This is a genomic window from Bartonella sp. WD12.1 (assembly GCF_002022415.1).
Lineage (GTDB): Bacteria > Pseudomonadota > Alphaproteobacteria > Rhizobiales > Rhizobiaceae > Bartonella.
In genome coordinates, this window is record NZ_MUBG01000001.1 from 1520829 (window position 1) to 1539666 (window position 18838).

15 protein-coding genes are annotated in these 18838 nt (G+C 37.6%); 5 read left to right on the forward strand and 10 right to left on the reverse strand.

Annotated features, from left to right (window positions below):
• Positions 1-25: 25 nt before the first annotated feature.
• Entirely contained in the window at positions 26-964 is a 939-nt protein-coding gene (locus BWD121_RS06865) for a site-specific tyrosine recombinase XerD (RefSeq protein ID WP_078663901.1), read from the reverse strand.
• A 255-nt stretch (positions 965-1219) separates the two neighbouring features.
• On the opposite strand from BWD121_RS06865, the gene BWD121_RS06870 reads away from it, so the two are divergent.
• From BWD121_RS06870 to BWD121_RS06880, 3 genes are all read left to right on the forward strand, one after another.
• On the forward strand, positions 1220-1807 hold the full coding sequence (locus tag BWD121_RS06870) for a shikimate kinase (RefSeq protein WP_143245265.1): 588 nt from the start codon (positions 1220-1222) through the stop codon (positions 1805-1807).
• A gap of 17 nt (positions 1808-1824) precedes the next feature.
• A complete protein-coding gene (aroB, locus tag BWD121_RS06875) occupies positions 1825-2961 on the forward strand; it encodes a 3-dehydroquinate synthase (RefSeq protein WP_078663902.1) in 1137 nt (378 codons plus the stop codon).
• A gap of 418 nt (positions 2962-3379) precedes the next feature.
• Positions 3380-3784: an MliC family protein gene (locus tag BWD121_RS06880; RefSeq protein ID WP_078663903.1), complete on the forward strand. Its 405-nt coding sequence runs from the start codon at positions 3380-3382 to the stop codon at positions 3782-3784.
• 31 nt (positions 3785-3815) lie between these two features.
• On the opposite strand, the gene mnhG is transcribed toward BWD121_RS06880, so the two are convergent.
• Genes mnhG through BWD121_RS06910 form a run of 6 tightly spaced genes read right to left on the reverse strand, consistent with a single transcriptional unit; the run spans position 3816 to position 9849 of the window.
• Positions 3816-4208 carry a monovalent cation/H(+) antiporter subunit G gene (gene mnhG, locus BWD121_RS06885; protein WP_078663904.1) on the reverse strand — a complete coding sequence of 131 codons (393 nt, stop codon included), beginning with the start codon at positions 4206-4208 and terminating at the stop codon, positions 3816-3818.
• Complete coding sequence (locus BWD121_RS06890) at positions 4205-4486, reverse strand: K+/H+ antiporter subunit F (protein ID WP_078663905.1); 282 nt, start codon at positions 4484-4486, stop codon at positions 4205-4207. The genes mnhG and BWD121_RS06890 overlap by 4 nt, the downstream gene beginning before the upstream one ends.
• Positions 4486-4968, reverse strand: coding sequence for a Na+/H+ antiporter subunit E (locus BWD121_RS06895; protein ID WP_078663906.1), 483 nt, complete (start codon positions 4966-4968; stop codon positions 4486-4488). Before BWD121_RS06895 ends, BWD121_RS06890 begins: the two co-directional genes overlap by 1 nt.
• Complete coding sequence (locus BWD121_RS06900) at positions 4965-6590, reverse strand: monovalent cation/H+ antiporter subunit D (RefSeq protein WP_078663907.1); 1626 nt, start codon at positions 6588-6590, stop codon at positions 4965-4967. Before BWD121_RS06900 ends, BWD121_RS06895 begins: the two co-directional genes overlap by 4 nt.
• Positions 6587-6928, reverse strand: a complete 342-nt coding sequence (locus BWD121_RS06905; protein WP_078663908.1) for a Na+/H+ antiporter subunit C — start codon at positions 6926-6928, stop codon at positions 6587-6589. The genes BWD121_RS06900 and BWD121_RS06905 overlap by 4 nt, the downstream gene beginning before the upstream one ends.
• On the reverse strand, positions 6928-9849 hold the full coding sequence (locus BWD121_RS06910) for a monovalent cation/H+ antiporter subunit A (protein WP_078663909.1): 2922 nt from the start codon (positions 9847-9849) through the stop codon (positions 6928-6930). The genes BWD121_RS06905 and BWD121_RS06910 overlap by 1 nt, the downstream gene beginning before the upstream one ends.
• A gap of 786 nt (positions 9850-10635) precedes the next feature.
• Between BWD121_RS06910 and BWD121_RS06915 the strand changes: the two genes are divergently transcribed.
• Both BWD121_RS06915 and BWD121_RS06920 read left to right on the forward strand, forming a co-directional pair.
• On the forward strand, positions 10636-11733 hold the full coding sequence (locus BWD121_RS06915; protein WP_078663910.1) for a carboxynorspermidine decarboxylase: 1098 nt from the start codon (positions 10636-10638) through the stop codon (positions 11731-11733).
• Between the two features lie 53 nt (positions 11734-11786).
• The gene (locus tag BWD121_RS06920) at positions 11787-13025 is read left to right on the forward strand and encodes a saccharopine dehydrogenase family protein (protein WP_078663911.1); all 1239 of its coding nucleotides are present in this window, start codon (positions 11787-11789) and stop codon (positions 13023-13025) included.
• Between the two features lie 139 nt (positions 13026-13164).
• Here the strand turns inward: BWD121_RS06920 and lpdA are convergent, their stop codons facing one another.
• From lpdA to BWD121_RS06935, 3 genes are read right to left on the reverse strand one after another with little or no spacing between them, the layout of a single operon-like run.
• Complete coding sequence (gene lpdA / locus BWD121_RS06925; RefSeq protein WP_078663912.1) at positions 13165-14571, reverse strand: dihydrolipoyl dehydrogenase; 1407 nt, start codon at positions 14569-14571, stop codon at positions 13165-13167.
• A 32-nt stretch (positions 14572-14603) separates the two neighbouring features.
• Positions 14604-15800: a 2-oxoglutarate dehydrogenase complex dihydrolipoyllysine-residue succinyltransferase gene (gene odhB, locus BWD121_RS06930; protein WP_078663913.1), complete on the reverse strand. Its 1197-nt coding sequence runs from the start codon at positions 15798-15800 to the stop codon at positions 14604-14606.
• Between the two features lie 33 nt (positions 15801-15833).
• Complete coding sequence (locus BWD121_RS06935) at positions 15834-18824, reverse strand: 2-oxoglutarate dehydrogenase E1 component (RefSeq protein ID WP_078663914.1); 2991 nt, start codon at positions 18822-18824, stop codon at positions 15834-15836.
• Positions 18825-18838: the final 14 nt, after the last annotated feature.

Genomic DNA, 18838 nt, shown 5'->3' on the forward strand with positions numbered 1-18838 from the left:
AAGTATTTTTCAAAATATTACTTTTTTATCCGGCCTTATGCTGATCGGCAAGCGGGTGATGTTCATTAACCAAACAATACAATCTTTCCTCCAATACATGTGTATAAATCTGGGTAGTAGAAATATCACAATGCCCCAATAAATGCTGAACCACACGTAAATCAGCACCATTTTGCAAAAGATGACTAGCAAAAGCATGGCGCAATACATGGGGAGAAAAGCTGCTGCTTTTCACCCCTGCTCTTTTAGCGAGGTCTTTTAATCCTCGTGCAACAAATTGGCGGGCGACATATCCTGTTGATGAGCGAGCAGGAAAAAGATAAAAGCTTGCCGCATCCTTGCCCTGATCACGCAAAACTAACCACTGAGAAATAACTTGGCATGCCTTAACTGATAAGAGGACCATACGTTCTTTTGCTCCCTTACCACGAACAACAATAAATTGCTCCTTTCCGCGTACTGCTTGAACCGGAAGACTTACCAACTCACTAATGCGTAATCCTGTCGCATAAAGCATTTCAATTAATACCTGAAGACGCAACGCACGCAGGTGATTTTTCGATCCATAATCTGTTTGATCTACTTCTAGTTGCGCACGATCAAGTAATTTTGTCACCGTATCTTCATTCATGGTTTTTGGTAAAAGACGTCTTTGACGAGGCGTATCAATATCATGAGAAGGATCATCTGTTCTTAATCCTTCAGCATAAAGAAATTGATAAAACTGACGCAAAGTCGATAAACGACGTGCTTGCGAAGTAGCTGCAAAACCAGCAGTATGCATAAGCGACAAAAGATTGATTAAATCTTCTCTTTGTGCCGAAAAAAGTGAAACAGAGCGTGAACACAACTGGTCATGTGCCCATTGTAAATCATTTTGATAAGCAGAAAGTGTATGAGCACAAGCCCCTCGTTCAGCACTCATCATTTCAAGAAAACGATCTATCACAGCATTACTTTTCATGGATCTGCTTTCAAAAACATATTGCATAAATTAAAAGGAACATTGCTACGTATATTTTTCGTTATGAATCTAACCCAAAATTATAAATACTATCACAAAATTGAAAAAATAGCTGATCACAATGAAGAAACTTATCAAAATCAGGTTAATATTGGTATTAAGAAAATAAATTATCCTAAAATTACCTAGCTTTATTATGCCTGACAAAGATTAACAGAAATTGATTTTAAAGCAGATAAATGTCGAAATAAAATCATGAAAAATAAACAGCTTCAAAATATTCCAATAACACAAATAAAAAACCAACTATTATCACGTCTTAACCAAAAAGCACTTGTATTTGTTGGTCTCATGGGCTCAGGAAAATCTGTTATTGGAAAACACGTTGCCACTATGCTCAGTTTACCATTTTATGATTCTGATCAAGAAGTCGAAAAAGCTGCCCAGATGACAATCACCCAATTATTTGAAACGTATGGCGAATCAAAATTCCGTGCTCTCGAACAAAAACTTATTCTAAACATCCTTAAAAAAGGTCCTCTCATTTTGGCGACAGGCGCAGGTGCTTATATCAATGAAGATACCCGAAAAGCCATTCATCAAAATGGTATATCCATATGGCTTAAAGCAGATCTTCATATCCTCATAGAGCGCGTTTCAGGGTGTTTTGCGCGACCATTGCTTCAAACGGCAAATCCTAAGGAAACGATGCAAAAACTCATGGAACAACGCTACCCTATTTACGCACAAGCAAACTTAACAATTAACAATCATGAAGAACATTACCATGTAGTAGCATATAATGTAATACAGGCTGTACAACGCTATTTATCCATAAAATAACGATAGAGATAAAAAGCATGCAAACCAAAATTGTTACTGTCAAACTGAATAAACATTGTTATGATATCGTTATTGGCTCAGGTTTAATTGCACAAGCAGTTTCAAAGATTAAGCATTATTTGCATCAAAAGAGTTCTCATCAAAAAATACGTTTAGCTATTGTTACAGATAAAAATGTTGCTGCTTTTCATTTGAACACATTGCAGACAAAATTAGCAGAAAATGAAATCTACACGGTCCCTATTATCGTAGAAGCAGGAGAACAATCAAAGTCGTTTCCAATTTTGCAAAATGTGATCGATAAAATTCTTGTCGCTCGTTTAGAAAGAGGCGATAGCATTATTGCTTTGGGGGGCGGTGTTATTGGTGATCTTGCAGGATTTGCGGCAAGTATTATACGTCGAGGTATGCATTTGATTCAAATGCCTACAACACTTCTAGCACAAATTGATTCATCGGTTGGTGGAAAAACCGGAATCAATAGCCCGTATGGTAAAAATCTCATCGGTACCTTTTATCAACCCCAATGCGTTATTGCTGACATTGATGTTCTCAATACATTACCCTCACGCGAATTTCGTGCTGGTTATGCAGAAATGGTTAAATATGGCCTCATTAATCAGCCTCATTTTTTTGAATGGCTTGAAAAAAATTGGCAAAAAGTTTTTTCCAAGGGCCCAATACAAATAGAAGCTATTGCTCGCTCATGTCAATTTAAAGCCGATATTGTAGCTCACGATGAATATGAAACAGGCCAACGCGCATTGCTAAATCTTGGTCATACATTTGGGCATATGCTTGAAACAGCAACCACTTATGATTCAAACCGTTTAATCCATGGTGAAGCTGTAGCTATCGGAACAATTTTAGCCCACCAATTTTCTGAACAATTAAACTTAATCAACCCTACAATAACACAACGTATTGAAACACATTTTAAAACCGTTGGTTTACCAACACAACTACAAGATATCCCCGGCAAACTTCCAGATGCCGAAACACTTATGACCTTTATTGCCCAAGATAAAAAAGTTTCGCAAAATAATTTAACTTTTATCCTAACACGCGGACTGGGCCAATCATTTATCGCTAAAAATGTTTCACCAAATGCAGTCTTGACTTTCCTAAAACAAAAATTAGTGAAACCTGATTAATTTCTATTTATTAATTGATTAATTTTTATACTTTAGTTAAAAGACATAAGATGTGATTTGAGTCTGCGTAGCTCAGTAGGATAGAGCACAGGATTCCTAAATAAATTGGGCGCTTTGAGGAGAAATCCTTAAAGTGGATCTGCTCAAATTCGGGGAAAGCTTCACAGGAAACTGTATGCCAATCCCGAGCCAAGCCTGTTTTAAAGAAAACAAGGAAGGTGTAGAGACTGAACGGGCAGCGCCTAAAAAGTGTATACTTCAAGGTGAAGAGACAGTCCAGACCACAAACAGCTTACAATAACAAAGACTGGCGATGAAAATCGAAGTGGTATGAATCCTGGGGTCGTGGGTTCGAATCCCGCCGTAGACACCATTTCATCAATTAAGGTTATCACTTATGAGTAAGAAGGAAGCATCAATGAAAAAAATTCTACCTATTTTAGGACTTTTTGCTTTAGGAGCTTTTGTTATTTTTTATTTCTTGTTCAATAAAACCAATATCTTTTCTAATTCTTTAGTCATTGGAGTACCAAGCAATTTAAGCCCCACTAAAGAAACAATTGTCTATCAATGCAGCACACAAACCAATAGAGAGCGCCTTAAAGTTACGTATCTCAACGTTGGCAATATTTCGTTAGTCGATTTCACATGGAAAGGTGAGCGCATTGTTGGAGCAAATGTAATTTCAGCTTCAGGTTCAAAATATGCGGGAGCCCAATATATCTGGTGGGCAACTAAAAATGAAGCTGCACTTTATGATCTTATTAATGACCCCAATGAAGAAAAACCCATTATGTGTGAAGAAGAAAGAAACACAAACTAAAATAGATTTTAGATTAAAAGTCACATTGATTTCAATGTGATGTTTTATCTTCCAATGTGGGCAGCTTTTCTTCTGTCTGATTTAACAAAAAGGTTGGCGGCTTTTGCAGCCAATCTTCTGATTGGTCTCGGTGCAGGGCAGCCTGTGAGAGAAGCATAGTCGTAACAGGTATTGTTACGAGTGTAAAAATTGCTAACAAAGCTTCATGCACAACAAAATAACCATCTACAAATATAGCATAAAGGATCGAAGCAATAACAATGCTTCCAGTTCCTAAACTTGCACCTAATGAAGGCATATGGAGACGTTCATAAAAGCAAGAAAAGCGCATAAGTCCTATTGCTCCAATAAGTGTAAGACCAGATCCCAGCACTAAAAAAACAGTAATAATAATGGCAATCCAAAGTGAAACGTCACCTTTCATTCAATAATTTCTCCACGCATCAAAAACTTTGCTAAAGCAACACTTGAGATAGGACCTAACAACCCAATCATAAGAGCAACATCAAAATAAATATTTGTCCCTGAGCGAATATCAAATACAAGAAATAAAAGAACAGTCGTCATATAAAGAGTATCCAACCCCACAACTCGATCTTGTGCTCTTGGACCATAAATTAATCGAAAAAACGCCAGAATCATCGCCAAACTTAAGAAAATCTGTGAGAGAAAAATTCCCCAATAAAGGATCACCATACTCATTAGAAAATCTCCAAAAGCAATTGCTCATATCGTTGTTTGATCAACTGTTGATAATCATTCCCATCTGTTAAATTGAAAACATGAACTAAAAGTTCACTATTTTTGCTATTATACGCAATCCAAACAGTACCTGGAATTGCCGAAAAGATACATGCTAAAATAGCTAAAGCCGTACGACTTTTAAGTACAAGAGGCACAACAATAAAACCAGAGCACTGCTCTTTATGTTTTTTTGTTAAAATCAGCCAAGCCATCGTAATATTTGCACAAATAGAATCTACCAACACTCGAAAAATCAACCGAAAAACTGCATTCCAACTTTTAATTGTGATTTTTTCTGGTTCAAGCAGCTGCATCATCCAACCACCAAACAAAGAAATTATACTTCCTAAAAGGAATTGGCCTAAACTAAAACCGTTTAAAATAAGCCACATAAAAACAATCGCACCACTTAGGAAAGGATGAGGAAAAAAGCGCTTCATTGATTCCTCTCAGTGTTTTTGAGAGAAAAATCAAATAAAACACTCTCAATATAATTTTTAGGATCATGCAAAGTCTTAGCGGTTTCAGACATATAATGACTCACAGGGCTAGCTATAATTGTCATAATAAAACATAAAGAAAAAAGAGCAGCGATAGGTGCAAATTCAATCATTTGTATACGTGGGACTTTGCCTTCAAAAGAAACCCAAAAAGTCCGAATACCTATGCGTATCATTGCAACCAAAGTTGCAAAACCAGATAAAATAACAAAAACTATAAAAAACCAATCACGTAAAATTGGTACATAAGTAGAAAAATTTCCCTCGTTTGCGTTTAAAATAGCTGTAAGCATCATAAATTTTGCAACAAAACCAGAAAAAGGAGGCAGTCCAATAATCAAAATTGCACAGATACTAAAACAAGCTCCAAGAACAGCTAAGGTTACTGGCAAATAAGTACCAATTTCATCTTTTTGCTCTTCTTCATCCTCACCATACATTTCCAGCGTAACAGCCAAAACATTTGTAGCCATATCTCGACTGCGCTCAACCAATTCAACCAAAAGAAAAAAAGCTCCAAGCGCTAAAGTCGAAGAAACAATATAAAAAAGTATACCTGTAGTTAGCGCCACATTACCTGTTCCAATTGCTGTTAACACTGTCCCAGAAGACACAAGAATACTGTAAGATGCCAAACGCCCTAAAACTTGACTAGCTAATACCCCAATAATACCAAAAATAAGCGTAGCAAGCCCACCATAAAATAAAACCGTATGACCAAAATGAGTCAAATATTCGCTTTCAGCTCTAAACCACAGCAGCGTTAACCGCAAAATAACATAAATACCCACTTTGCTTAAAATTACAAAAGAAGCACCAACAGGTACTGCTGCTGCACTATAAGCTGGCACCAACCAAAAATTAAGCGGCCACATACCGGCTTTAAGCAAAAACGCAATACCTAAAAACGTTGCACCTACTTTAAATAAAACAATATCTGCATCAGCTATATGTTTTATTTTGATAGCTAAATCAGCCATATTAAGTGTACCAACCACCCCATAAATGAGTGCTGCACCAATTAAGAAAAACAATGAAGCAACAAGGTTAATGACCACATAATGCAGACCTGCACGCACCCGTGATTGACCTAAACCATGCAACGCAAGCCCATAAGAGGCAGTTAACATAACTTCAAAAAATACAAATAAATTGAATAAATCACCCGTTAAGAAAGCACCATTTATCCCCACCATCAAAAATTGCATCAGCGACTGAAAATGAGGGCCCGCTTTATACCAATAAGCTTGTGAAAAAATCAAACCAGCAGCAATCAACACATTTGAAAGCAAAAGCATCATAGCACTTAAGCGATCAAGAACCAAAATAATGCCGAAAGGAGAAGGCCAACTGCCAAGCCGATACACATCTGAAGCTGGAGCTATTTCAAGAGTACGCATAAGCAAAATAATAGAAATAACAACCAATAAACTCGCGGAAAAAAGGCTAATGCGTGATTTAAGTTGTGAACGACGTTCATCATAAAACAGAAGAATCGCTCCAATGCTCAATGGCACAAGAATAGGTAAAATAAGTAAATGATGCAGCCAAATTTCTGTCATCTTATTTCACGTCCATCAACATGATCTGAATTTGTTAAACCGCGTGAAACCAAAAGGATGACTAAAAATAAAGCTGTCGTTGCAAAACCAATCACAATTGCTGTCAAAACTAAAGCCTGAGGTAAAGGGTCGACATAATTTGCTGGATTAATCACAACAGAAGGATCAACAATAGGCACTGCATTGTTGCGTGGTCTGCTCATTGAAAATATAAAAAGATTAACTCCATAAGAGAGCAACGACAAACCAAGAATAACTTGAAAAGTTCGCGGACGTAAAAGAAGCCAAATGCCTGATCCAATAAAAATACCAATACCTAAAGAAAGAACAACTTCCATTAACTTTCCTTTTTCTTTGCGATAGATTTCTTACTAATTCGGTAAAAGCGAATTGATTGATGCGCAAGCGCAATTAAAATAAGAACGCTCGCTCCCAAAACTACAGAAAACACACCAAAATCAAACAACAAAGCAGATGCTATTGGAATGTTTCCAATTAAAGGGAGATGAGTATATTGAAAAAATGATGTTAAAAAAGGATACCCAAAAAACCAAGAACTTGCCCCAGTTACCACTGATAATAATAAACCAAAACCAATCCAACGGACAGGTAAAACACGCAAATGGCTTTCCACCCAACGAATATTAGTAGCAAGATACTGTAGAATAAATCCAACCGCTAAAGTAATACCACCAGCAAATCCACCTCCTGGAAAATCATGCCCACGCATTAATAAATAAACCGCAATAGCGATAATAACAGGAAAAAGCCAATGCATAATAACAGAAGGAATAGTTAAATAATCTGATAAAGTATCTCCAACTTCACGATTAGGTTGCGCTGTGTCAAAAGCTGTTTGAATACGTTGTTGAAAAGGCGCATCAACACTTTCAGGAGCAGGGCGAAAACGCCGTAAAAGAGCAAAAACAGTAAGCGAAACAATACCTAAGACGACAATTTCCCCCATTGTATCAAAGCCACGCAAATCAACCAATAACACATTTACAACATTGCGACCACCAGCATCAGAATAAGCGTGAGTAAGAAAAAAGTCAGAAATTGTTACCCCTTGGGGACGCGTCATCATCGCAAATGATAACCACGCCATACCTGCTCCTCCCACAAACGCTATGATAAAATCACTCATACGGCGCAAGCGCACATCAAAACCAACAGACAATGGTGCAGGATCATACAAACGCTTAGGCAACCATCGCAAACCAAGAAGTAAAAGAATTGCTGTTACAACTTCAACAACCAATTGTGTCAGCGCTAAATCGGGTGCAGAAAGCCATAAAAAAGACGCACAGGTCATCAAACCAGCGCCGCCTAAGAGCATTAATGATGCAAAACGATGAAACTTTGCATACAAAGCAACTAAAAGAGCACAAACCCCACCAATCAACCAAATTGCCATGAAGGGTAAATCAAGTGGAAAAAGCAATAACGGACCAGCTGAAATCAAACCATCATGCCATAATAAAAAACCAACAAACGCAAAACAAACCAAAAGTACCCAATGCAATTGAACTTGTAAACGACGTGTCGACAAAAGAATTTCTGCTGCACGCGCCCATTTCCAAGAAATCATCATGAGAATTCGTTTAAAAATACGCTGCCTCTTTAAATAACGAAAAAAAGGAGGACCTTCATCACAAGATAGAAAATAACGACGCCCTAAAATATAAAGCAGTACCCCACCTGATAAAGCGACCAAACTCATTATCAAAGGGGTATTAAAGCCATGCCAAACAGCTAAATTATAAGAAACTCTCGCAGGCCCTAAAACAGCCATAACTGCATTATCCAAAATGAAGCCCATTGTTAAATTGGGAAAAATACCAACTGCCAAACAAATAAAAACTAAAAATTCTATCGGAAAACGCATAAAACGTGGTGGTTCACGTGGTATTTTGGGTAAATTGATAGGTTTTGGCCCAAAAAAAACACCATGAATAAAACGTACAGAATAGGTCACGCTAAACAGGCTGGCAAGCGTTGCCACGTAAGGTGCAATCCAATCCAACCACGATTCCATATGCTTTTCAACTGCTTGCGCAAAAAACATTTCTTTTGATAAAAAACCATTCAATAAAGGGACACCAGCCATTGCCGCACCCGCAACTAAAGCAAGAGTTCCCGTAATAGGCATATAACGAAAAAGACCTGTTAATTTGCGTATATCACGTGTTCCTGTTTCATGATCAACAATACCAGCTGCCATAAATAAAGACGCTTTAAAGGTAGCATGATTAACAATATGAAAAATTGCCGCAACACACGCAAGTGGACTGCTAAGACTTAAAAGTGTCGTAATTAAACCAAGATGACTAATGGTTGAATAAGCAAGAAGACCTTTCAAATCCTGCTGAAATATTGAAAAATAAGCCCCAAGAAGTAATGTCGTGAGTCCTGCAAAACCTATTAGAAAAAACCAAGATTCTGTTCCCGATAAAACTGGCCATAAACGAATAAGCAAAAACAACCCAGCTTTTACCATTGTTGCTGAATGCAAATAAGATGATACAGGCGTTGGAGCAGCCATGGCATTTGGCAGCCAAAAATAAAAGGGAAACTGTGCACTCTTTGTTAATCCTCCCAATAAAATACAAATAAGCACGGGTGTATAAAGAGAATTTGACCGGATGAGATCCCCAGATTGTAATACCTCATCCAAATCAAAACTGCCAACAATATGACCAATGAGTAAAACTCCCAAAAGTAGTGCAAAGCCCCCAAAACCCGTAACTATTAAAGCCATACGGGCTCCATCACGCGCACTAGCATTATGATACCAATAACCAATCAATAAAAAGGAAAAAATACTGGTCAATTCCCAGAAAATGACTAAAAAGACGAGATTTCCTGACAAGATCACCCCTGTCATTGACCCCATGAAAGCTAGAAAAAAAGAAAAAAACCGCGGAACCGGATCTGCCGGGTTCATATAGTAACGTGCATAAACAACAACAAGCAGACCTATCCCTGTAATTAAAAGGCAAAAAAGCCACGATAACCCATCCATGCGCAGAGTTAAATTAACACCCCACTCAGGTAACCAAAAAATATCTAAACGTACTACATGATTTTCATAAAGCGTTGGGTAAAGTATCAGTGTAACAAGAAGACTAAAAAACGCTATCACCCCAGCAAACCATGCTTCGCTGTTTTTGGCAGTTGAACCAAAAAAACCGATGATAGCGCTGCCACCAAGGGGAAGCAAAACTAGCAATATCAACATTGCTTCCCGTATTGTCATTATCCAAGCTCCACCCTATTTTAATGCTCTGTTATTGGTAAAATAAAAACTTCTTTATTTCACAATTATGATAATAAAATTTAAACAAAATTTAAAAAAGGTCGCAAATTTTCAGAAAATAACTGTTTTTGAAAGAAAACTATACACACCATACCATCTTAGCATCTTGTAGCTTTTAAAAAACATTTATTTCAAAGCTAGACGATATAATGAATATTATGATTATCTAAATCATAAATGATCAAAACAAAAACCATATACACTCTTAAAGGCTGTAGTTTTTTTTCTAAAAGAGAGATTATGACTCTTTGTTTGAGCTAATAGTGATTTTAACAGCATTATTTGATATCTGAATGCGCAAACACAACAAATATCATGCTAAAATAGTATCACTTATTACTACATTTACAATAACAACACTGATAACGATGATAATCTTAAAACTATTGCTTCTAACATCGTGTAATTATTGAAATCTCTCAAAAAAATAGCTAACGAAACCTTCTCATTTCAATACCATTTTTACGCTAAATCAGCAGCATTTGCTGTTACCATGAAAATATGTTTCACAGATATAAAAGGTTTTAAAATATTACAAATTCTTAAATCATGCATATAGCAGAAATCTCAAAATAACTTAAACCAAACTGAAATAACAGATAGCCTTTCTATAACGAGATAAACAGATTTTCTTTTATGATACTTTTTCTCTTGAGACATCCTATTTCTATAGGTACTAAACATCGGTAAAAATAATAAGATTCTTCAAAAGAGAATGGATGAGCAATGATTAAAACCCCTTATTATCTTATAGATAAATCCAAACTCATAAAGAATATGGAAATTATTGCTCGTTTACGAGAAATGTCGGGAATAAAAGTTTTGCTAGCTTTGAAATGTTTTGCGACATGGAGTGTATTTGATTTCATGTCTGAATATATGGATGGAAGTACCTCATCATCTCTTTATGAATTACGCTTAGGAAGAGAAAAATTTGGAAAAGAAACCCACGCCTATTCGGTTGCTTGGGCAGATGATGAAATTGATGAAGTATGTACTTATGCAGACAAAATTATCTTTAATTCAATTCAACAACTTCAACGTTTTGCGAGCACTACCAAAACTATTCAACGAGGATTAAGGTTAAATCCAGGTATTAGTGCATCAAATTTTGATCTTGCAAATCCTTCTCGTCCTTTTAGCCGTTTAGGCGAAACCAACCAAAGTGCGATCGAAGAAGTATTACCCCTTATAAATGGTTTAATGATCCACAATAATTGTGAAAATGCTGATTTTAATCTCTTCAACAAAATGCTTAACCATATTGAAGAAAAATTAAAAAAACTCTTCATCGCTGTTGATTGGATTAGCCTTGGTGGTGGAATTCATTTTACTGCTGATAATTACCCTCTAGAAGCTCTTGCAGAACGTTTAAAACGTTTTTCTCAAACTTACAATGTAACCGTTTTTCTGGAACCAGGGGAAGCTGCTGTCACAAAAAGTACCACATTAGAAGTTAGTGTTCTTGATACATTGTATAATGAAAAAAACCTCGCTATTGTTGATAGCTCAATTGAAGCGCATATGCTTGATCTTCTCATTTATCGTGAAAATGCCAAATTAGAGCCAAATCAAGGATCACATGAAATCATGGTTTGCGGAAAATCTTGTCTTGCTGGCGATATTTTTGGAACATTCCAATTTCCTGAACTCCTTAAAATAGGCGATAGATTGTCTTTTCAAGATGCCGCAGGCTATACAATGGTTAAGAAAAACTGGTTTAATGGCGTTGTGATGCCAGCCATTGTTACTAAAGAATGCAATGGAAATCTAACCATTCAACGTCAATTCAACTATAATGACTATAAAAACAGTCTTTCATAATCAAAACAATATATAAAAATTATGCAGCGATATTAAAAAGGAGACCAACTAAAATGAAAAAAAATGTTCTCATTATTGGTGCTGGCGGTGTTGCACAAGTTGTCGCGCATAAATGCGCTCAAAACAACGATATACTTGGAGAAATTCATATCGCTTCACGAACACTCAAAAAATGTGAAGCAATAATTGCTTCCATTAAAGATAAAAAAGCAATGAAAGTAACAGGTGTTCTTAAAAGCCATATGCTTAATGCAATGGATATTGAAGAAACTGTAAAGCTTATCCAACAGACCAAATGTGAGATCGTCATCAATGTTGGTTCTCCTTTTTTGAATATGTCTGTTCTTTCAGCCTGTATTAAAACAAAATGCGCTTATATTGATACTGCAATTCATGAAGACCCTTTAAAAATTTGTGAAACACCACCTTGGTATAATAATTACGAATGGCCCAGACGTAAAGAATGTGAACAAGCTGGCATAACAGCTATTTTAGGTGCGGGTTTTGACCCCGGTGTTGTTAATGCTTATGCAGCGTTAGCACATGATACTTATTTCGATACAATTTCTGACATCGATATTATTGATATTAACGCTGGAAAACATGGGCGGTGGTTTGCAACTAATTTTGACCCAGAAATCAATTTTCGAGAATTTACAGGACAAGTATGGTCGTGGCAAAATAAAAAGTGGGTTTCCAATCAAATGTTTGAAATCAACCATGAATGGGATTTACCGGTTGTTGGAAAACAAAAAGCTTACATGACAGGACATGATGAAATTCATTCATTATCTAAAAACCTCGATGTTCAAAATATACGTTTTTGGATGGGTTTTAGTGAACTCTATATTACTGTTTTTACCGTTTTAAAAAATCTTGGACTTTTATCAGAACAAATTATTAAAACAGCAGAAGGCCAAGAAGTTGTTCCTTTGAAAGTCGTAAAAGCTGTTTTACCTGACCCGGCTTCTCTAGCGCCAAACTATACAGGGAAAACCTGTATTGGAAATTTCATTAAAGGCATAAAAAACGGAAATCCGAGAGAAGTTTTTATCTATAATATAGCCGATCATAAACAAGCTTTTAATGAAACAGGCGCACAAGGAATTTCCTATACAGCCGGTGTACCTGCAGCAGCTGCTGCCATTCTTATCGCCACAGGAACATGGGATGTGAAAACCATGGTTAATGTAGAAGAATTACCACCACTCCCCTTTCTTAAACAGCTTGATCATATAGGGCTTCCAACCTGTATAAGAGAAAAACAAGAAGATAAACAATTACAATTTTAATCCATCAATATACCAAAAACATTAAAAAAACCGCCCCTTTTTAGAGAGGCGGTTTTAATAAAAACCATAGGATATAGATTAATCTTTAAAACAGATGCTCCTTTTAAGAAACATCACAAAACTCTTTTAAAAAATTTCTTTAAGTATGAAGTGGCTTAGAAAATGTTGCTAAAGCTGCTTCTCGTACCGCTTCTGATAAAGTAGGGTGTGCATGGCAACAACGGCTCAAATCTTCTGATGAACCGCCAAATTCCATTAACACCGCAATTTCATGAATCATCTCACCTGCACCAAATCCGAGAATGTGTCCACCCAATACTCGGTCTGTCTTTTTATCAGCAAGAATCTTAACAAAACCATCACTTTTTTGCATCGCGCGTGCACGCCCATTAGCCATAAAAGGAAATTTCCCAACATTATAGTCAATTCCGGCAGCTTTAAGCTCTTCTTCTGTCTTACCTACACTGGCAATTTCTGGCTGCGTATAAACAACACCGGGAATAACATCAAAATTAACATGACCTTTTTGACCAACCAAAATCTCAGCCACAGCAATGCCTTCTTCCTCAGCTTTATGTGCTAACATCGGACCTTTAATAACATCACCAATTGCATAAATTCCCGGAATATTGGTCTGCCAATGCTCATTAGTTACAACACAACCACGCTCATCTAACTGAACACCTACCTCCGCTAAACCAAGACCCTCAACATACGGACGACGCCCAGTTGCAATCAAAACAACATCTGCTTCTAAGACTTCCTCTGTGCCACCTTTAACTGGCTCAAAAATCACCTTAGCAGTTGATTTAGATTTAGTAACAGCTTTAACTTTCGCACCAAGTTTATATTTAATTCCTTGTTTTTCCATCAATTTTTGGAACTGACGCGAAATTTCACCATCCATTGATCCTAAAACTTTATCAAGAAATTCAACAACGGTAACCTTTGCACCCAAACGGCTCCACACTGAACCAAGTTCTGAACCAATAACACCTGCACCCACAACAACCATACGTGTTGGAACTTTTTCAAGCGCAAGTGCTCCTGTGGAAGATACAATAACCTTTTCATCAATTTCAACATTGACACCTGGAATACTCGAGCTATCTGAACCTGTAGCAATAACAATATTTTTTGTTGCAATTGTTTGTTGGCTACCATCTTTAGCGGTAATCTCAATTTGGCCTGCATTTAAAATCTTTGCTGTACCAAAAAAAGTATCAATTTTATTTTTCTTCATCAAAAAAGAAATACCACTCGTATTAGCCGTTATAACAGTTTCTTTATGCTCCATCATCTTTTTAAGATTAAGCTTAGGTTTGGAAACAGAAACACCAAGTTCTTCAAAACCATGCTGCGTTTCAGCAAACACCTCCGAAGCATGTAACAATGCCTTAGAAGGGATACAACCAACATTGAGACAGGTGCCACCCAACGTCGCACGTTTTTCAACAATCGCGACTTTAAGACCTAATTGTGCTGCTTTAATCGCTGCAATATAACCACCTGGGCCCGCTCCAATCACAACAACATCATAAGACATTCGTTTTTCCTTTCATCCCCAAAACTGCACTTCTACAAATCAAGAACAAGACGTTCTGGATCTTCTAAACTTTCCTTGACACGTACAAGGAAAGTTACAGCTTCTTGCCCATCGACAATACGGTGATCATAAGAAAGCGCTAAATACATCATTGGACGAATTACAACTTGACCCCCAACAACCATTGCACGTTCTTTAATCGCATGCATTCCTAAAATACCAGACTGTGGAGCATTTAAAATTGGCGTCGACATTAATGACCCATAAACACCACCATTAGTAATAGTGAATGTTCCACCCTGCATATCAGAAACGGCCAATTTCCCATCACGAGCAAGGCGCCCTAAACGGCCAATTTCTTTTTCAATCTCTGAAATTGACATTTTGTCTGCGTCACGAACCACTGGAACGACAAGCCCTTTATCTGTTCCAACCGCAATTCCAGCATTAACATAGTTTTTATAAACAATATCCGTCCCATCAATCTCAGCATTAACTGCAGGAAGCTCTTTTAATGCGTGGCAAACAGCTTTGGTAAAAAAGCCCATAAAGCCAAGCTTAACATTGTGTTTCTTTTCAAAAAGGTCTTTATAACGTTTACGTAAATCCATTACTGCAGACATATCAACTTCATTAAATGTCGTTAACATAGCTGCTGTATTTTGTACATCCTTAAGACGACGAGCAATTGTTTGACGCAATTTCGTCATACGAACGTGTTCTTCACGCACTTCATTAGATGAAGAAACCGGCGCAGAAGCACCTGTTCCTGTTTTTTGCGTTAATGTATCAAGAACATCTTCCTTGAGAATCTGTCCACGCTTACCAGAACCTGAAACTTTATCTTTTTCGATGTTATTTTCGGCCATCAACTTTGCTGCCGAAGGAGCAGGAGGCATTGCACTACCCAAAGAAGATGAAGCTGGTCCAGATGCTGCAACCGGACTTGGCGCAGAAAGAGAAGATGCAGACGATGACGAAGCACCAACAGCTCCTGCTTCAATTAACCCTAAAAGAGCATTCACTTCAACTGTATCGCCCTCTTTTGCAAGAATTTCTGATAATTTCCCCGCAACAGGCGCAGGAACTTCAACCGTTACTTTATCAGTTTCCAACTCAACCAAAGGCTCATCTACAGCGACAGCTTCACCACACTGTTTAAACCATTTGCCAATTGTTGCTTCAGTAACCGATTCGCCCAAAGTAGGAACACGGATTTCACTAGCCATAATATTTTTCCATACGTCAGAGTAATAATTAAGTTAAGAACCCAACGCGTCTTCAAGAAACGCGGCAAGTTGTTCAAGATGTTTAGACATTAATCCAGCAGCTGGCGATGCACTGGCAGGACGCCCAGTATAACGCGCACGCGAATATTTTGCGTTAATATGGGTTAAAACCTGTTCTAAGTAAGGCTCAATAAACGACCATGCCCCCATATTCTTGGGCTCTTCTTGGCACCAAACAATCTCAGCTTGTAAAAAGCGTGATAGCACATCCACTAACGCTTTTGCTGGAAAAGGATAAAGCTGCTCAACGCGAAGCAAATAAACATTATCAATTCCCCTTTTTTCACGCTCCTCATAAAGATCATAATAAACCTTACCCGTACAAAGAACAACACGGCGGATCTTATTATCTTTTTGTAATTTAATCGCAGAATCTTTAAGACATTGTGCATCATCAAGCAATAAATGGTGGAAATTTGTTTTTGGCTCCATTTCGCTTAAAGAAGAAACTGCCCGCTTATGACGCAAAAGTGATTTAGGCGTCATCAAAATCAATGGTTTCCGGAAATCGCGTTTAATTTGCCTACGTAAAATATGAAAATAATTTGCAGGAGTTGTACAATTAGCAACCTGCATATTATCTTCCGCACAAAGTTGGAGATAACGTTCCAAACGTGCTGAAGAGTGCTCTGGCCCTTGGCCTTCAAAACCATGAGGTAACAGACAGACAAGACCAGACATACGAAGCCATTTATGCTCTGCAGATGAAATAAATTGATCAAAAATGACTTGTGCACCATTAGCAAAATCACCAAATTGTGCTTCCCAAAGCGTTAAACCACGTGGTTCAGCAAGTGAATATCCATACTCAAAACCAAGAACTGCTTCCTCAGAGAGCATGGAATTTACAACTTCATAAAGTGCTTGCTCTTTTTGTAAATTGTTTAAAGGAATATAACGTGTTTCATTTTCTTGGTCATAAAGAACTGAATGACGTTGCGAAAAGGTCCCACGTTCAACATCTTCACCAGAAAGACGAATTGGTGTTCCCTCTAAACAAAGTGAACCAAAAGCTAAAGCTTCAGCTGTTGCCCAATCAATTCCCTCACCAGTCTCAAACATTTTAGCACGATTGCTTAAAAAACGCTGAATAGTTTTATGAATATGAAAACTTGATGGAACCTCGACAAGTTTTTGTCCAATTTCCTTTAAAGTTTTCAACTCAACGCCTGTTGCACCACAACACTGTTCTTCAGCACTACTAGCTGCTTTCAAGCCTGACCAATTTCCATCAAGCCAATCAGCTTTATCAGGACTATAAGAAGCACCTGCTTCAAATTCAACCTCAAGCTTATCACGCCATTCTTTCTTCTGTCGCTCAACTTCTTCTAAGCCAACAACTCCTTGTGCTATCAATTGGTCACTATAAAGTTGAACTGTTGTTTTATGATTACGAATTGCCTTATACATAAGAGGTTGCGTAAAGGAAGGTTCATCACCTTCATTATGCCCATAACGGCGATAACAGAACATATCAATCACCACCGGCTTATGAAAAGTTTGACGGAACTCTGTTGCTATTTTTGCCGCAAAAACAACCGCTTCAGGATCATCACCATTCACATGAAAAATTGGTGCACCAATCATCTTTGCAATATCTGATGAATAAGATGAAGAGCGTGAAAAGCGCGGATTAGTTGTAAATCCAATCTGATTATTGACAATTACATGGATAGAACCCGCAACACTATAACCTTTTAAACCTGAAAGACCAAAAGTTTCTTGAAGAACTCCTTGCCCCGCAAAAGCTGCATCACCATGAATTAACACAGGCATTACTTTTGAACGCTCACTTAATGGAATAACGTCAGTGCGTGTAGGACCAACAAGTTGATCTTGTTTAGCACGCGCTTTCCCAATAACAACCGGATCAATAATTTCAAGATGCGATGGATTGGGTAAAAGTGATAAATGAACCTTTTGACCATTAACTTCACGGTCAACTGAAGCTCCTAAGTGATATTTTACATCACCCGATCCGGCTACATCATCAGGCTTATAAGAACCACCTTTAAATTCATGAAAAATAGCCCGGTGTGGTTTTGCCAGAACTTGTGAAAGAACATTTAAACGGCCACGGTGAGCCATTCCAATAAGAATCTCTTGCACACCTAAAGCATTTCCACACTTAATAATTTGTTCAAGAGCAGGAATAAGCGCCTCACCACCATCAAGACCAAAACGCTTTGCACCTTTATATTTTGTATCCAAAAACTGTTCAAAACCTTCTGCTTCTATAAGTTTGTTGAGAATAGCTTTTTTATCTTCCTGTGTGAAAGTAGTCTGTTTACCTGATCCCTCAATGCGCTCTTGAATCCATGCTTTTTGAGCAGGATCAGAAATATGCATATATTCTGCACCAATTGTTGAACAATAAACACGGTTAAGAATCTCAAGCATTTGCGGAATGGTTGCGTATTCTAACCCTAATACATTATCAATAAAAATCGGACGTTCATAATCTGCAGAACTAAAACCATAAGTTTCTGGAGACAGTTCTTTATAATCCTCAGATTTTTCTGCCAACTGGAGCGGATCAAGCCGTGCACGAAGATGCCCATGTGTTCGATAAGCACGAATCATCATAAGCGCCTGAATAGAATCTCGAGTCGCTTGAACAATATCTTGTTTGCTAGGAGCCGCCCCCTTTTGCACAGCGGCCTTTGCCTTTAACTTATCACCTAAATGCTTTTCAAGAGCAGACCAATCACCATCTAAAGCACAAACCAATTCTCCACTTGCCTTTAACGGCCAATGATCACGTTGCCATGTTGCCCCTTCAGCATTTTTAAGAACATCTTCTTTATTTTCCTGAAAACTCTCAAAAAAAGCACGCCATTGCTCATCCACACTCGTTGGATTTTTTTCGTATTCGGCATAAAGCTGATCTATATAATCTGCATTTCCACCATACAGAAACGACGTTTGCGCAAAAAGACCATTTATCTCATTCTGCCTTGTCATATACCTTCCCGGAA

What these genes read in the sequence shown, in the direction of transcription:
- BWD121_RS06895 (WP_078663906.1), bottom strand. Translation starts at nt 4,968, where the DNA reads ATGAAGCGCTTTTTTCCTCATCCTTTCCTAAGTGGTGCGATTGTTTTT.
- BWD121_RS06920 (WP_078663911.1), top strand. Translation starts at nt 11,787, where the DNA reads ATGAAAAAAAATGTTCTCATTATTGGTGCTGGCGGTGTTGCACAAGTT.
- BWD121_RS06870 (WP_143245265.1), top strand. Translation starts at nt 1,220, where the DNA reads ATGAAAAATAAACAGCTTCAAAATATTCCAATAACACAAATAAAAAAC.
- BWD121_RS06890 (WP_078663905.1), bottom strand. Translation starts at nt 4,486, where the DNA reads ATGAGTATGGTGATCCTTTATTGGGGAATTTTTCTCTCACAGATTTTC.
- lpdA (WP_078663912.1), bottom strand. Translation starts at nt 14,571, where the DNA reads ATGTCTTATGATGTTGTTGTGATTGGAGCGGGCCCAGGTGGTTATATT.
- BWD121_RS06900 (WP_078663907.1), bottom strand. Translation starts at nt 6,590, where the DNA reads ATGACAGAAATTTGGCTGCATCATTTACTTATTTTACCTATTCTTGTG.
- BWD121_RS06880 (WP_078663903.1), top strand. Translation starts at nt 3,380, where the DNA reads ATGAAAAAAATTCTACCTATTTTAGGACTTTTTGCTTTAGGAGCTTTT.
- mnhG (WP_078663904.1), bottom strand. Translation starts at nt 4,208, where the DNA reads ATGAAAGGTGACGTTTCACTTTGGATTGCCATTATTATTACTGTTTTT.
- odhB (WP_078663913.1), bottom strand. Translation starts at nt 15,800, where the DNA reads ATGGCTAGTGAAATCCGTGTTCCTACTTTGGGCGAATCGGTTACTGAA.
- BWD121_RS06915 (WP_078663910.1), top strand. Translation starts at nt 10,636, where the DNA reads ATGATTAAAACCCCTTATTATCTTATAGATAAATCCAAACTCATAAAG.
- aroB (WP_078663902.1), top strand. Translation starts at nt 1,825, where the DNA reads ATGCAAACCAAAATTGTTACTGTCAAACTGAATAAACATTGTTATGAT.
- BWD121_RS06905 (WP_078663908.1), bottom strand. Translation starts at nt 6,928, where the DNA reads ATGGAAGTTGTTCTTTCTTTAGGTATTGGTATTTTTATTGGATCAGGC.
- BWD121_RS06910 (WP_078663909.1), bottom strand. Translation starts at nt 9,849, where the DNA reads ATGACAATACGGGAAGCAATGTTGATATTGCTAGTTTTGCTTCCCCTT.
- BWD121_RS06935 (WP_078663914.1), bottom strand. Translation starts at nt 18,824, where the DNA reads ATGACAAGGCAGAATGAGATAAATGGTCTTTTTGCGCAAACGTCGTTT.
- BWD121_RS06865 (WP_078663901.1), bottom strand. Translation starts at nt 964, where the DNA reads ATGAAAAGTAATGCTGTGATAGATCGTTTTCTTGAAATGATGAGTGCT.